Annotated in this window: 12 protein-coding genes; 11 read left to right on the top strand and 1 reads right to left on the bottom strand. The window is 64.2% G+C overall.

Annotation, left to right across the window (positions count from 1 at the left end; genetic code table 11):
• Nucleotides 1-69 precede the first annotated feature (69 nt).
• The 8 genes from CGS25_RS06315 to pdxJ all read left to right on the top strand — a co-directional run bounded on the left by CGS25_RS06315 (nucleotide 70) and on the right by pdxJ (nucleotide 7920).
• Nucleotides 70-1596 carry a DegQ family serine endoprotease gene (locus CGS25_RS06315; RefSeq protein WP_101674956.1) on the top strand — a complete coding sequence of 509 codons (1527 nt, stop codon included), beginning with the start codon at nucleotides 70-72 and terminating at the stop codon, nucleotides 1594-1596.
• Between the two features lie 151 nt (nucleotides 1597-1747).
• Nucleotides 1748-3547, top strand: a complete 1800-nt coding sequence (gene lepA, locus CGS25_RS06320) for a translation elongation factor 4 (protein WP_089031586.1) — start codon at nucleotides 1748-1750, stop codon at nucleotides 3545-3547.
• On the top strand, nucleotides 3547-4341 hold the full coding sequence (gene lepB / locus CGS25_RS06325; protein ID WP_089031587.1) for a signal peptidase I: 795 nt from the start codon (nucleotides 3547-3549) through the stop codon (nucleotides 4339-4341). The genes lepA and lepB overlap by 1 nt, the downstream gene beginning before the upstream one ends.
• Complete coding sequence (locus CGS25_RS06330) at nucleotides 4338-4751, top strand: DUF4845 domain-containing protein (RefSeq protein ID WP_232802287.1); 414 nt, start codon at nucleotides 4338-4340, stop codon at nucleotides 4749-4751. The genes lepB and CGS25_RS06330 overlap by 4 nt, the downstream gene beginning before the upstream one ends.
• The gene (rnc, locus tag CGS25_RS06335; RefSeq protein ID WP_089031588.1) at nucleotides 4751-5431 is read left to right on the top strand and encodes a ribonuclease III; all 681 of its coding nucleotides are present in this window, start codon (nucleotides 4751-4753) and stop codon (nucleotides 5429-5431) included. Before CGS25_RS06330 ends, rnc begins: the two co-directional genes overlap by 1 nt.
• On the top strand, nucleotides 5428-6339 hold the full coding sequence (gene era, locus CGS25_RS06340) for a GTPase Era (protein WP_089031589.1): 912 nt from the start codon (nucleotides 5428-5430) through the stop codon (nucleotides 6337-6339). The genes rnc and era overlap by 4 nt, the downstream gene beginning before the upstream one ends.
• A gap of 36 nt (nucleotides 6340-6375) precedes the next feature.
• Complete coding sequence (gene recO, locus CGS25_RS06345; RefSeq protein ID WP_101674957.1) at nucleotides 6376-7047, top strand: DNA repair protein RecO; 672 nt, start codon at nucleotides 6376-6378, stop codon at nucleotides 7045-7047.
• A 144-nt stretch (nucleotides 7048-7191) separates the two neighbouring features.
• Nucleotides 7192-7920 (top strand): pyridoxine 5'-phosphate synthase, encoded by a 729-nt coding sequence (gene pdxJ, locus CGS25_RS06350; protein ID WP_101674958.1) that lies wholly within the window; start codon nucleotides 7192-7194, stop codon nucleotides 7918-7920.
• A gap of 176 nt (nucleotides 7921-8096) precedes the next feature.
• Here the strand turns inward: pdxJ and CGS25_RS06355 are convergent, their stop codons facing one another.
• Nucleotides 8097-10820, bottom strand: a complete 2724-nt coding sequence (locus CGS25_RS06355; protein ID WP_101674959.1) for a response regulator — start codon at nucleotides 10818-10820, stop codon at nucleotides 8097-8099.
• A 117-nt stretch (nucleotides 10821-10937) separates the two neighbouring features.
• Here CGS25_RS06355 and cysM point away from each other — a divergent pair, with 117 nt between their 5' ends.
• The 3 genes from cysM (at nucleotide 10938) to rlmD (ending at nucleotide 14063) form a co-directional block, all read left to right on the top strand.
• Nucleotides 10938-11840, top strand: a complete 903-nt coding sequence (cysM, locus tag CGS25_RS06360; protein WP_089031593.1) for a cysteine synthase CysM — start codon at nucleotides 10938-10940, stop codon at nucleotides 11838-11840.
• A complete protein-coding gene (locus CGS25_RS06365) occupies nucleotides 11837-12622 on the top strand; it encodes a 3'-5' exonuclease (protein ID WP_232802288.1) in 786 nt (261 codons plus the stop codon). The genes cysM and CGS25_RS06365 overlap by 4 nt, the downstream gene beginning before the upstream one ends.
• A gap of 85 nt (nucleotides 12623-12707) precedes the next feature.
• On the top strand, nucleotides 12708-14063 hold the full coding sequence (gene rlmD, locus CGS25_RS06370) for a 23S rRNA (uracil(1939)-C(5))-methyltransferase RlmD (protein WP_101674960.1): 1356 nt from the start codon (nucleotides 12708-12710) through the stop codon (nucleotides 14061-14063).
• The last annotated feature ends 74 nt before the right edge of the window (nucleotides 14064-14137 follow it).

Consider the following 14137-nt stretch of genomic DNA (forward strand, 5'->3'; position numbering starts at 1 on the left):
CGTCGGCGGCACTCCGGGGAGCCGTGATGGCTCACAAAGATTGAAATGGCAAACACAAGGGAGCCTTTCATGGGGAAGTTTCGGACCAATACGCAAACGTTGCTGGTGGTGCTGTTGTCGCTGGGGCTGCTGGCCGCCTGCGGCCAGAACAACGACAGCGCGGGCAAGGACAATAACGCTAGCACCGACAATAGTGAGCCGGTGGCCCGGCAGAGCCAGCCCGAAGACGCCAAGCCGCTGGTCTCCGGCCTGCCTGATTTCACCGCCCTGGTGGAAAAAGAGGGCGACGCGGTGGTCAACATCAGCACCGTCACCCACCCGGACAAAAACAACGACAAGCAGGCGCAAATGCAGCGCATGCCGGAAATGCTGCGCCGCTTTTTCGATGAATTCGGCGGCGGCCCCGGCGGCCCCGGTGGTGGCATGCCGCCCCAGGGCGATGTGGAATCCCTGGGCTCGGGCTTTATCATTTCCAGCGACGGTTACGTGCTGACCAACTACCACGTGGTCGGCAATGCCGATGAGATCGTGGTGCGCCTGCAGGACCGCCGCGAGCTGGACGCCAAGGTGGTGGGCTCCGACGAACAGAGCGATTTGGCGCTGATCAAGGTGGAAGCGAAGGATCTGCCGGTGGTGGACATCGGCTCCTCCGATGCCCTTAAGGTCGGCGAGTGGGTGCTCGCCATCGGCGCGCCTTTTGGTTTTGACAGCTCGGTGACCGCCGGCATCGTCAGTGCCAAGGGCCGCAGCCTGCCCACCGACAACTATGTGCCGTTCATTCAGACCGACGTGGCGATCAACCCGGGCAACAGCGGTGGGCCGCTGTTCAACCTGCGCGGCCAGGTGGTGGGCATCAACTCGCAGATCGTCAGCCGCTCCGGCGGCTACATGGGGCTGAGCTTCGCGATCCCCATTGATCTGGCCATGAACGTGGTCAACCAGCTTAAGGAAAACGGCTCGGTCAGCCGTGGCTGGCTGGGCGTGCTGATTCAGGAAGTGGATCGCGATCTGGCGGAATCCTTCGGCTTGCCGCGCCCGATGGGGGCGCTGGTGGCGCAGGTCCAGGAAGACTCCCCGGCGGCGGAAGCCGGCCTGGAAGCCGGTGATGTGATCCTCTCGTTCGACGGCCGCGCCATCGAGCGTTCCGCCGAGCTGCCCAAGCTGGTGGGCTCGATGAAGGCCGGCAGCGAAGCGGAAATGAAAGTGATGCGCGACGGCGAAGAAAAGACCCTGGACGTCAAACTCGGTGAGCTGCCAAAAAACCCGCAACAGGCCATGAACAGCGGTTCCGCCGGCCAACCCGGGCAGACCAGCAACGCGCTGGGTCTGGCGGTGCGCACCGCCAGCGCGGCGGAATTGCAGCGTCTGGAGGCGCAAAGCGGCGTGATTGTCACCGAAGCCGGTGACGGGCCCGCCGCCAGTGCCGGCGTCGCCAGCGGTGATCTGCTGGTCAGCCTTAATGGCAAACCGGTCAAGGACGCCCAGAGCTACAAGAAGATTGTCGCTGAACTGCCCAAGGAAGGCACCGTGGCGGCGCTGATCAACCGCCAGGGCAACGCCCGTTTCCTGGCCCTCAAACTCAGCCAGCAGCCGTAAGCGGCGCGATCATGGCGCACCGCAGGGGTGAATTCGCCCCTGCGGTGGCCGGCGCTGCCCGATCGCCGCGTTTTCCGGCAAACAGGATTATTCAGCGCGGCCCCGATCCGATAGAATCGCGGCCCACTGTTTCCATCTTTGGCGGACATTTGTGACCGACATTACGCACATTCGCAACTTCTCCATCATTGCCCACATCGACCACGGCAAATCCACCCTGGCGGATCGGTTTATCCAGGTCTGCGGGGGGCTCAGTGATCGTGAGCTCAAGGAGCAGGTGCTGGACTCCATGGATCTGGAGCGTGAGCGTGGTATCACCATCAAGGCCCAGAGCGTCACGCTCCATTACACCGCCCGTAATGGCGAGACCTACCAGCTCAACTTCATCGATACCCCGGGCCACGTGGATTTCTCCTACGAGGTATCGCGGTCGCTGGCCGCCTGCGAAGGCGCGCTGTTGGTGGTGGACGCCGCCCAGGGCGTGGAGGCCCAGTCGGTGGCCAACTGCTACACCGCCATCGAGCAGAACCTGGAAGTGCTGCCGGTACTGAACAAGATTGATCTGCCCCAGGCGGAGCCGGATCAGGTGATCCACGAGATCGAAGAGATCATCGGCCTGGATGCCACCGACGCCTGCCGGGTCTCGGCCAAGACCGGGGTCGGCGTGGACGACCTGCTGGAACAGCTGGTGGAGCGCATCCCGGCGCCGGAAGGCAACCGCGAGGATCACCTGCAGGCGCTGATCATCGATTCCTGGTTCGACAACTACATGGGCGTGATCTCGCTGGTGCGGGTCAAATACGGCCGGCTGCGCAAGGGCGACAAGATTCACGTGAAATCCACCGGCCAGACCCATGTGGTCGACAGCCTGGGCATCTTCACCCCCAAGCGCACCGAGACCAAAATGCTCGAGGCTGGCGAAGTGGGTTGGGTGAGCGCCACCATCAAGGACATCCACGGCGCCCCGGTGGGTGACACCCTGACCCACGCCAAAACTCCGGATGTGAAAGCGCTGCCCGGCTTCAAGAAGGTCAAGCCGCAGGTCTACGCCGGTATGTTCCCGGTCAACGCGGACGACTACAACGACTTCCGCGATGCCCTTTCCAAGCTGTCGATCAACGACGCCTCGCTGTTTTTCGAGCCGGAAACCTCGGATGCCCTGGGCTTTGGTTTCCGCGTTGGTTTTCTCGGCATGCTGCACATGGAGATCATCCACGAGCGGCTTGAGCGCGAATACGACATGGACCTGATCACCACCGCGCCCACGGTGGTTTATGAGTTGCTGCTCAGCGACGGTTCCACCATCTACGTGGACAACCCCTCCGATCTGCCCGAAGGCAATAAGATCGAGGAATTCCGCGAGCCGGTGGCGCGCGTCAATATCCTGGTGCCCCAGGAATTCGTCGGCAATGTGATCAGCCTGTGCGTGGACCGCCGTGGCGAACAGAAAAACATGCAGTACCTGGGTAAGCAGGTGTCGCTGACCTACGACATCCCGATGGCCGAGGTGGTGCTCGATTTCTTTGATCGGCTCAAATCCGCCAGCCGTGGCTTCGCCTCCCTGGATTACACCTTCGAGCGGTTCCAGACCACCAAACTGGTTAAGGTGGACGTGCTGATCAATGGCGATAAGGTGGATGCCCTGGCGATGATCTGCCACCTGGATCACTCCGCCCATCGTGGCCGCGTATTGATCGAAAAGATGAAGGAACTGGTGCCCCGGCAGATGTTCGACGTGGCCATCCAGGCGGCGATCGGCAGCAAGATCATCGCCCGCCAGACCGTCAAGGCGTTGCGCAAGAACGTTACCGCCAAGTGTTACGGCGGCGACGTGTCGCGTAAAAAGAAACTGCTGCAGAAGCAGAAAGAAGGCAAAAAGCGCATGAAGCAGGTGGGCAACGTGGAGATTCCACAGGAAGCCTTTCTTGCCGTACTCAAGGTGGATGATTGATGGATATCGATGTCGGATTCTGGTTGACCCTGGCGCTGCTGGTAACGGTGCTGATCTGGTTGGCGGATCGTGTGTTCAAGCTGCGCCGGCGCCCCGGCGCCACCGCCAGCATGGTGGAAACCTCGAACTCGCTGATCTCGGTGTTTCTGGTGGTGCTGGTGATTCGCTCTTTCATTGTGGAACCGTTCACCATTCCCTCCGGCTCCATGTTGCCTACGCTGCAAGTCCATGATTTTATTCTCGTCAACAAGTTCGCCTATGGCCTGCGCCTGCCGGTGACCAACACCAAAATCATCCCCACCGGCGAGCCGGAGCGCGGTGATGTGATGGTGTTCAAGTTCCCGCAGAACACCGCCCAGAACTTTATCAAGCGAGTGGTGGGGCTGCCCGGCGATCACATTGAAGTGCGTGACAACGTGCTTTACGTGAACGGCGAGCAGGTGCAGCGTGAGCGGGTCAACGAACTGAAAAACAGCCGGGTCTGGCGTCGCGAATACGTGGAAACACTGGGCGAGGCCAGGCATTTGATCTGGCAGGAAGGGCCGGTCAATCCGTTCAGCGGAGAGCCGGAAATCCCGCGTCGCACCCAGGGCGAATGGACCGTGCCGGAAGGCGCCTACTTCGTCATGGGTGACAACCGCGACAACAGCAACGACAGCCGCTTTTGGGGTTTCGTGCCGGAAGAGCTGGTGGTGGGCCAGGCATTTCTGATCTGGATGCACTGGGATCCGATCTTCTCCCTGCCCAGCTTCTCCCGCAATGGCGGCATTGATCAGGTGGAGAATAAAAAGTGAAAACGCAGCCTTTGGGGAAGGTTGGCCAGGCGTTCGCGGCGCGCTCGCGGCAACGCGGGTTGTCACTGCTGGGCTGGGTGGTGGTGATGATCGTGCTGGCGGTGTTCGGCACCGCCGCGTTCCGCATGGTGCCGGCCTACATGGAATACAACACCATCCGATCGGCGATCACCTCGTTGCTGGAAGACAGCCAGAGCGCGCTGATGTCCGAGCGCGAAGTGCGCAATGCCCTGAGCAAACGGTTCACCATCAATCAGGTCACCGCGATCAGTGCCAATGATCTGGAGATCGACAAGGAAGGCGGCGAACTGGTGGTCGGCGTCGATTACGAAGTGCGACAGCCCCTGTTTTACAACGTATCCGTGGTGATGCACTTCGAAGACGATTTCACCAAGAACATGACTCAGTGATGGATGACCGGGCCCGCCTCTGCCGCCGTCTTGGCTACACCTTTCACGATCCAGACATGCTGGAGCTGGCGCTCAGCCACCGCAGCGTCAGCCGCCGCAGCAACAACGAGCGGCTGGAATTTCTCGGCGACGCCCAGCTCAGCCAGATCATCTCCACTGAATTGTTTCATCGTTTTCCGGAAGCGGCGGAAGGCCAGCTCACCCGCATGCGCGCCTCCTTGGTGCGTGGCCAGACGCTCGCCGAGGTGGCCCGGGAACTGGGTGTGGGGGCATACCTGATTCTCGGCGGCGGCGAGTTGAAAAGCGGCGGCAACCGGCGTGATTCGATCCTCGCCGACGCGCTGGAAGCGTTGATCGGCGCCATGGTCATCGATGGCGGCGAGGAAGCCTGCCGACGGGTGGTGCTGGGCTGGTTCGCCGAACGCCTGGAGGCCATTTCGCCGCAAAGCGCGCGTAAGGACGCGAAAACCCGGTTGCAGGAATGGCTGCAGGCGCGCAAACATGAGCTGCCGTTGTACGAGGTGCTGGCGGTGACCGGCCAGGCCCCCAAACAGACCTTTGAAGTGAAATGCGCGCTGCCGGAGTTGCAGCGGGAATTCGTCGCCGGTGGCCCCAGCCGCCGGCGCGCCGAACAGCAGGCCGCCGAACAGGCGCTAAGCTGGCTGGAGCAGAATCTATGAGCGACGCCGAAGCCCGCCACTGCGGTTTGGTGGCCATTGTCGGCCGCCCCAATGTGGGCAAATCCACCCTGATGAACCACCTGCTCGGCCAGAAGGTGAGCATCACCTCGCGCAAACCGCAGACCACCCGCCACCGTATCCACGGCATTCTGACCCGCGAGCACTATCAAATCGTGTTCGCCGATACCCCGGGCTTGCACAGCGGCCAGAGCCGGGCGCTCAACCGCAGCATGAACGAGGCCGCCATGTCGGCGCTCTCCGGCGTGGACCTGATCTGCTTCATGGTCGATTCCACCAAATGGACCGAAGGCGACGAGCACGTGTTGTCATTGCTGGAGCGCGCCGGCGATACCCCGGTGATCCTGGTGGTCAACAAGGTCGATCAGGTCGAGGACAAAAGCGTGCTGTTGCCGCACTTGCAGGCGCTGGGTGAGCGGCGCGCGTTCGCCGAGTTGATCCCGGTGTCCGCCCTGGGCGGGCACAACCTGGAAGAACTGGAAGTGGCGATCGCCAAACGGCTGCCGCAAGGCGAGTTCTGGTTTGATGAAGACCAGCTCACCGACCGCAGCCTGCGTTTTATGGTCGCCGAGATCATCCGCGAAAAAGTGGTGCGCCAGCTCGGCCAGGAACTGCCCCACCAGATGACCGTGGAAATCGACCTCTGGCAGGACGGCCCCAAAGTGACCGAGATCGCCGCCACCATTCTGGTGGAGCGCCGTGGCCAGAAGAAAATTCTGATCGGTGAGGGCGGTGACCGCATCAAGAAAATCGGCATGCAGGCCCGCCAGGACATCGAGAACCTGATTGAGCGTCAGGTGATGCTGACCCTGTGGGTCAAGATCAAAGCCGGCTGGTCCGACGACGAACGGGCGCTGCGCTCGCTGGGCTATGACGACCGGCAAAACTAGACGGCGTTTCCTGGCGCCGCGCCACCGAGGCGTGGCATGAAGGCGTCCGCGCACTCCCCCGCCTGGCTGCTGCACCGGCATCCGTTCCGCAACACCAGCCTGATTCTGGATCTGTTCCTGCCCGAGCACGGCCGCGTCGGCGTGGTCGCCCGGGGTGGCCGCAAGAATCCGTTGCTGGCGCCGTTCCGGCCGCTCTGGGTGGAGCTGAAAGCCGGCGGTGGGGAACTGTTTACCCTGCGCCAGGCCGAGCCTCGCGGCCCGGCCATGCCGCTGGCCGGTCACGCGCTTTACTGCGGCTTCTATATCAACGAGCTGCTGGTGCGCCTTCTGCACCGCGACGACCCGCACCCGGATCTCTGGCCCGCCTACCAACGCACCCTGGCCGGCCTGGCCGGTGACACTCCTCTGGATATCAGCCTGCGCCGTTTCGAAATGGTGCTGCTCGAGGACATCGGCTACGGCCTGGTGCTCGATCATGACGTCGACGGTCAGCCGCTGGACCCGGACGGCCTGTACCGCTGGGTCCCCGAACAGGGCCTGATGATCGACCCGCAGGGCTACCCCGGTGAACGGCTGCTGGCGCTGGCCGACGACCGCTGGAACGACGACCTGCGCCGCCTCGCCAAAACCCTGTTGCGTGAAGCCCTCGAGCCCCATCTGGGCGGACGCCCCCTGCGCAGCCGCGAATTGTTTCGTGGCGGCGTTTGAAAGCCGCGGGCCTGGCAAAGCCCCTTCGCGGTCAAGGACCGCTCCCACACCGGAATCGAAACCCGGCGTGAGCCTGACTGTTCCCTGTTCCCTCCCTCATGTTCCGGTATCATAAGGCCCCCGCAATCAACCCAAGGTGCCCCCATGTCGTCCTCCGTTCTGCTTGGCGTTAATATCGACCACATCGCCACCGTGCGGCAGGCGCGTGGCACCCGCTACCCGGAACCGGTGCAGGCGGCGCTGGTGGCGGAGCAGGCCGGGGCCGATGGCATTACCGTGCATTTGCGCGAGGACCGGCGCCACATTCAGGACCGCGACGTGGAGCTGCTGGCCGCCACCCTGCAGACGCGCATGAATCTGGAGATGGCCGCCACCGAGGAGATGATCGCCATCGCCCGGCGGGTGCGCCCGGCGCACAGCTGCCTGGTGCCGGAGAAACGCGAGGAGCTGACCACCGAGGGCGGTCTGGACGTGGTGGGCAACGAAGCGTGGATCAAGGCGTGTTGTGAGCAATTGGGCGAGGCCGGGATTCAGGTGTCGCTGTTTATCGACGCCGACCCGGCGCAGATCGACGCCGCCGTGCGTTGCGGCGCGCCCGCCATTGAGATCCACACCGGCCACTACGCCGACGCGCAAGACACCAACACCGTTGCCCGAGAGCTGGAGCGCATCCGCCGCGCCGTTGATCAAGGCTGCGAAAACGGATTGATCGTCAACGCCGGCCACGGCTTGCACTACCACAACACCCGCGCCATCGCCGCCATCAGCGGCATCCATGAACTGAACATCGGCCATGGCCTGATCGCCCGCGCCCTGTTCACCGGCCTCGATGAAGCCGTCCGCGCCATGCGCGCGGTGATTGATGGGGCTTAGGGGAGCAGGGAACAGTTCGGGTTGGTGGACGGGCTACAAGCTACAAGCCTCAAGCCTCAAGCTAAGAAAGCGGCTCTGTATCAGCGGCCCCTTGCGGGTTGAAGCTTGCAGCTTGAAGCCGCTCTCCCCGGAGCGTGGCTTCGCCGATGGCACAGCCTCTCCCTGTTCCCGTGCGTTCAAACCCCTTGCGCCTGGCCCGCCTGGCGGACGCTTTCGATCTCGGCGAGCAGGGTGGCGACGAGGCGTTCCAGGGGGCTGTCGGCGACGTCTTTTTTGAGGCCTTCTTCAAGGGCGCGAGCGGCGTGTTCCAGGCGCGGCGTGCCGCAGTAGCGGGTCGCGCCGTGCAGGCGGTGAACGCGCTCAAGAAGGGCGCCGCGATCATTGGCTTCAGCCAGGGCGCTGATGCCGGGGGCGTCCTGGTCCAGGCTGGAGAGCAGCATGGCGAACATGTCCTGGGCCAGTTGCTCGCGGCCGCCAGCGCGGCGGCGGCCGAGGGCGTGGTCGACCACCTGGTCCGGGGCCGGGCTGCTTTCGGAGGGGGTGTCCGCCGGCGCCGGCGCCGGTGCGGTGATGGCCGCGGCGGCGCCGCGGGCCACCCAGCGTTCCAGTGTGTGACGCAATTGCGTTTCGGTGATCGGCTTGGTGAGGTAGTCGTCCATGCCCGAGTCGAGCAGGGTGCGCCGCTCGCTTTCCAGGGCATGGGCGGTCAGGGCGATGATCGGTGTGTGGGTGTCCCCGGATTCCGATTGGCGCAGCCGCCGGGTGGTTTCCAGGCCGTCCATGCCGGGCATTTGCACGTCCATGAACACCAGATCGAAGTGCTCCGGAGAAAACACCTCGACGGCTTTGGCGCCGCTGGTGCAGGGGGTAACGCGCACGCCCATCTCTTCAAGAAAGACCTGCGCCAGTTTCAGGTTGCCGGGGTGATCGTCCACCACCAGGACCCGGGCGCTGCTGTAGGGCGTGGCGCTGGCGGTCTGCGTCGGCGCCGTTGTTTCCAATTGTCCGAGATCAAGCAGAGCGTCGCGTAAACGGCGGCGGGTGGCGGGCTTGCCAAGCACCCGGCAGGCGCCCTCCAGCTCGCTGAGGCTGCCCGCCAGCGGGTCGCCGTTGCCGGCCAGCACCAGAACCGGTGTGCCGGTGCTGGCCGCCAGCCGGCGGATCAAGGGCGCCAGGTGCGCCGGGTTGCGGCTGGAGGCGGGCACGCCCAGTACATAGAAATCGCAACGTGGCGGCGTGCCGTTCTGCAACTGGCTGGCCAGCACATCCAGGGCTTGCAGCTCGGACACCCGCATGCGCCAGCCACTGAGCATATGGTACAGGCCCAGGCGGGCGTGCTCGTTGGCTTCCACCAGGGTGACGCGCAGGGTTTGCAGGGCGCGAGGAGGCGCCTCCGCTTCGGTGCCCGGGTCGCGTTCCGCGCGCAGGCTGAACCAAAAGGTGGAGCCGCGCCCGCTGCTGCTGTCGACGCCGATCTCGCCGCCCATGCCCTCCACCAGCCGTTTGGAGATCGCCAGCCCCAGGCCGGTGCCGCCCTCGCGCCGGCGCGGTGTCTGATCGGCCTGGGTGAAGGCGCTGAACAGGGTCTTGCGGGCGTCTTCGGGCAGGCCATTGCCGGTGTCGGTGATGGTGATCTTGATCACCGACTCGGCGCCACGGCTCTCCTCGAGCATGGCGCGCACCACCACCGAGCCGCGCTCGGTGAATTTGATCGCGTTGCTGACCAGGTTGGTCAGCACCTGGCGAATGCGCAACGGGTCGCCAAGCAGCCGGGTGGGCACATCGGTGTAAATGATCGCCGCCTGCTCCAGACCCCGCTCCTGGGCCATCGGCGCCAGCATCGTCTGCACCTCTTCGATAATGTCGTGCAGATCCAGCGGGATGTGTTCCAGGGACAGCTTGCCCGCCTCGATTTTCGAGAAGTCGAGGATGTCATTGATGATCGACAGCAGGGATTCGGCGCTCTTGCGGATCGTCGCCAGGTAATCGCGCTGGCCGTTGGACAACTCCGAGCGTTGCAGTAACCGGGTAAAGCCAATAATGCCGTTGAGCGGCGTGCGGATTTCGTGGCTCATGTTGGCGAGAAACTCCGACTTGATCTGGCTCGCCTTGAGGGCCTCTTTGCGGGCCATGTCCAGCTCGATGTTCTGGATCTCGATGGTTTCCAGGGTCTCGCGCAGATCCTGGGTGGCCTGGTCGACATTCTGTTGCAGCTCGGCCTGGGCGTCGTTCAGGGCTGCCACCATATGGCCGATGGCGTCGTCCAGATCTCTGAGCTCGCCCTGGGCGCCGGTGGCGGGCGGCGGGCTCAGATCGCCGTCGCGCACCCGGCGCACGCTTTCGATCATGGTGCGCACCGGCCGGGTGAGCTGCCGTGACAGGTGGGCGGCGGGCACCAGCGCCAGCAGCATCAGCAGTGCCAGCACGCCCACCATGGTCAACACCGCTTCCAGGATCTGCACGTATTGGCCCTGGCGGGCGAATTCCACCGTGAACAGCCGCTGGCCGGCGCCGGGCAGGGTGCGCACCAACTGCCAGCTGGAATCGGTGCGCAGCCGTTTGCCGCCGTTGCCCAGTGGCTGTGCCTCTTGCACTGGGCGCAGCCGCGGGCCGGCGTGCAATTGCCAGCCGGCCGCCGGGTCGAGCAGCGTGGCGGCGCGCACGTCGGGCTGTTCCAGCAGTTCGCGCAGCAGAGCCTCGCTGGCGGCGCGCTGGTCCGCGCCAAGCGCCTGCAGGCGGCTGGCGAAGCTGTCCACGATCAGCTGTTGGCGGTGAGCGTTGTTTTCGCGCACGTCCTGAATGCGGGTGATCAGGGTATAGCCGCCGACAATCATGGCCGCCAGGAAGGCGGGCAGGGCGGTCATCGCCATGATGCGGTTGCGCAGGCTGGAGCGGGCCATTGGTCCCCTGGGTATCGGCGGCCCGGCGGACAGAGCCAGGGCGGCGTGGTTTTTCCGCCATTATGCCGGAGTTTGCCGCTACTGCCAGAGCTCTCGCCATGGGCTACAATGCGCCCCATGACCAATAAGACCATTGAATCCACGGTGGGCAACACGCCTTTGGTGCGCCTGCAGCGCCTGCCGGGGAATACGAGCAATACCCTTCTGGTCAAACTGGAAGGCAATAACCCCGCCGGTTCCGTCAAGGACCGCCCGGCCCTGAACATGATCGTCAAAGCGGAGCAGCGCGGCGAGATCAAGCCCGGCGACACCCTGATCGAGGCCACCAGCGGCAACACCGGCATTGCCCTGGCGATGGCGGCGGCGATGCGCGGCTACAAGATGAAGCTGATCATGCCCGCCAACCAGAGCCAGGAACGCCGCGACGCCATGGCCGCCTACGGCGCCGAATTGATTTCGGTGAGCAAGGAAGAGGGCATGGAAGGCGCCCGCGACCTGGCCCAGGCGATGCAGGCGCGCGGGGAAGGCACGGTGCTGGACCAGTTCGCCAACCCGGACAACCCGCTGTCGCATTATCAGAGCACCGGCCCGGAAATCTGGCGCGACACCGACGGGCGGATCACCCATTTCGTCAGCTCCATGGGCACCACCGGCACCATCATGGGCTGCAGCATGTACCTGAAAGAGCGGAACCCGGCGATCCAGGTGGTCGGCCTGCAACCCACCGACGGCGCCTCGATTCCCGGCATCCGCCGCTGGCCGGAGGCCTACCTGCCGAGCATCTACGATGCGTCGCGGGTGGATCAGGTGATCGACATGGAACAGGACGTGGCCGAGCACACCATGCGCCGGCTGGCCCGGGAAGAGGGCATCTTTTGCGGGGTGTCCTCCGGCGGCGCCGTGGCGGGCGCGCTGCGCCTCAGCGAAACGCTGGAAAACGCCGTGATCGTGGCGATCGTTTGCGACCGGGGTGATCGCTATCTCTCCACCGGTGTGTTCAGCGCGGACGGCGACGCATGATGAATGTGCTGGTCTTTGACATCGAAACGATCCCCGATCTGGATGGCGGCCGCCGGCTCTACGACCTGGACGGGCTCAGCGACAAGGACACCGCCAGCGCGTTGTTCAATCTGCGTCGCCAGGAGAACGGTTCCGAATTCCTGCGCTTGCATCTGCACCGGGTGGTGGCGATCTCGGTGGTATTGCGCTCCACTCAGGGCCTCAAGGTCTGGTCCCTGGGCGATGAGAACAGCACCGAGAAAGAGCTGATCGAGCGCTTCTACGATGGCATCGAGCGGTTCACGCCGCAGATCGTCAGTTGGAACGGCGGCGGTTTTGATTTGCCGGTGCTCAACTACCGGGCGCTCAAGCACGGCGTGGTGGCGCGCCGTTTCTGGGAGACCGGCAACGAGGACACCAGTTTCCGCTTCAACAACTACTTGAGTCGATTTCACCAGCGCCACCTGGACCTGATGGAACAACTGGCGATGTTCAACAACCGCGCCAACGCACCGCTGGACCAGATCGCCTCGCTGCTGGGATTTCCCGGCAAGATGGGCATGAGCGGCGCCAAGGTGTTCGACGCCTTCCAGGACGGCGATCTCAAAGGTATTCGCGATTACTGCGAAACCGACGTGCTCAATACCTGGCTGGTGTTTCTGCGCTTTCAACTGATGCGCGGGGAAATCGACGCCAGTGGCTACGAGCAGGAACTGACCCTGTTGCGCGAATATCTGCAACAGGAAGCACAGCCGCATTTCCTGGCGTTCCTCGACGCCTGGCAGAAGGCGTCCGACGTCTGACGTCAGACGTCGGACGCTATACAATCCGCGCCGCCGCGTCGGCCACTGGCCTGACGGCGCACTCAAGCATTAGAGACCACCCCTCATGGCCAGACGTCGCAAGAAAATGCTGCCGGAAACTCCGGTGGAGGCGGTGATCGAAAGCCTCAGCCACGACGGCCGCGGCATCGCCCGATTGGATGGAAAAACCACCTTTATCGAGAACGCCCTGCCCGGTGAGCGGGTCATGTTCAAATACACCTTCATGCGCGGCAAGTTCGATGAAGGCCGTTCCGTGGAGGTGCTGACACGCTCCCCGGACCGGGTCGAGCCGCCCTGCGCGCACAGCACTATCTGTGGTGGTTGCAGCTTGCAGCACATGGCCCCGGACACGCAGATTCAACGCAAGCAGGCGGTGCTGGAAGAGCAGTTCACCCATTTTGGGCGTCTGCAGCCGGACGCCTGGCTGGCACCGCTCACTGGGCCGCTGACCGGCTACCGTGGCAAGGCGCGCCTGGGTGCCAAGTTCGTCGAGGCCCGTGGCGAAACGCTGGTGGGGTTCCGCGAAAAGCGCAACAGCCTGCTGGCCGACCTGAGCCGTTGCGAGGTGCTGATCCCCGAGGCCGGGCATCGGCTCCTGGAGCTGCGCGCGCTGATTGACGGCCTGGAAAGCCGCCGGCGCATTCCGCAGATCGAAGTGGCGCGTGGCGACGACGCCGTGGCCTTGCTGTTCCGGCATCTTGATCCGCTGCCCGCCGCCGATCAGGAAAAGCTGGTGGCTTTTTGTCGCCAGCGCGATCTGCAGCTGTATTTGCAACCGGGCAACGAAAGCACCGTGCACCGGGTGTGGCCGGCGCCGCAGGGCGAAGAGCCACCGCGCTTGCATTATCGGCACCCCGGCGCGTGGCGCGATGGCGGTGATGTGGAGCTGGCGTTCCACCCCACCGATTTCACCCAGGTGAACGCGGACATTAACCGGCGCATGGTGCCTTTGGCATTGGATTTGCTGGAGGTGCAGGCGGACCACCGGGTGCTCGATCTGTTCTGTGGCTTGGGCAACTTCACCATCCCGGCGGCGTGCCGGGCGGCCCGCGTGGTCGGCGTGGAAGGCAGCAACGCCATGGTCGAGCGCGGGTACGAGAACGCCCGCCGCAACGGTCTGGATAACCTGGAGTTCCACGCCTGGGACCTGGAACGGCCGCCACGGGGCCAGCCCTGGGCCGATCAGCGCTACGATCGGGTGCTGCTCGACCCGCCGCGCAGCGGCGCGCTTGAAATGGTGCGGATGATGCCCCATTTCGGGGCCGAACGGCTGGTCTACGTCTCTTGCAACCCGGCCACCCTGGCCCGCGACGCGGGTGAACTGGTGGCCTTGGGGTACCGCATGGAAGCGGCGGGGGTGATGGACATGTTCCCCCACACCGCCCATGTGGAATCGATCGCTGTGTTTCAGCGCCGCTGAGCGGCAGCGCGCCGAACCCGCCAGCGGGCAAAGGAAGCAAAAGAGGGCACAAACATGCGACCTCTCAGCACTAC

This window comes from Alloalcanivorax mobilis, assembly GCF_002864685.1.
GTDB classification, from domain to species: domain Bacteria; phylum Pseudomonadota; class Gammaproteobacteria; order Pseudomonadales; family Alcanivoracaceae; genus Alloalcanivorax; species Alloalcanivorax mobilis.

Coding starts and splice junctions, on each gene's coding strand:
- CGS25_RS06315 (WP_101674956.1), top strand. CDS start 70: ATGGGGAAGTTTCGGACCAATACGCAAACGTTGCTGGTGGTGCTGTTG.
- lepB (WP_089031587.1), top strand. CDS start 3,547: ATGGATATCGATGTCGGATTCTGGTTGACCCTGGCGCTGCTGGTAACG.
- rnc (WP_089031588.1), top strand. CDS start 4,751: ATGGATGACCGGGCCCGCCTCTGCCGCCGTCTTGGCTACACCTTTCAC.
- era (WP_089031589.1), top strand. CDS start 5,428: ATGAGCGACGCCGAAGCCCGCCACTGCGGTTTGGTGGCCATTGTCGGC.
- recO (WP_101674957.1), top strand. CDS start 6,376: ATGAAGGCGTCCGCGCACTCCCCCGCCTGGCTGCTGCACCGGCATCCG.
- pdxJ (WP_101674958.1), top strand. CDS start 7,192: ATGTCGTCCTCCGTTCTGCTTGGCGTTAATATCGACCACATCGCCACC.
- CGS25_RS06355 (WP_101674959.1), bottom strand. CDS start 10,820: ATGGCCCGCTCCAGCCTGCGCAACCGCATCATGGCGATGACCGCCCTG.
- cysM (WP_089031593.1), top strand. CDS start 10,938: ATGACCAATAAGACCATTGAATCCACGGTGGGCAACACGCCTTTGGTG.
- CGS25_RS06365 (WP_232802288.1), top strand. CDS start 11,837: ATGATGAATGTGCTGGTCTTTGACATCGAAACGATCCCCGATCTGGAT.
- rlmD (WP_101674960.1), top strand. CDS start 12,708: ATGGCCAGACGTCGCAAGAAAATGCTGCCGGAAACTCCGGTGGAGGCG.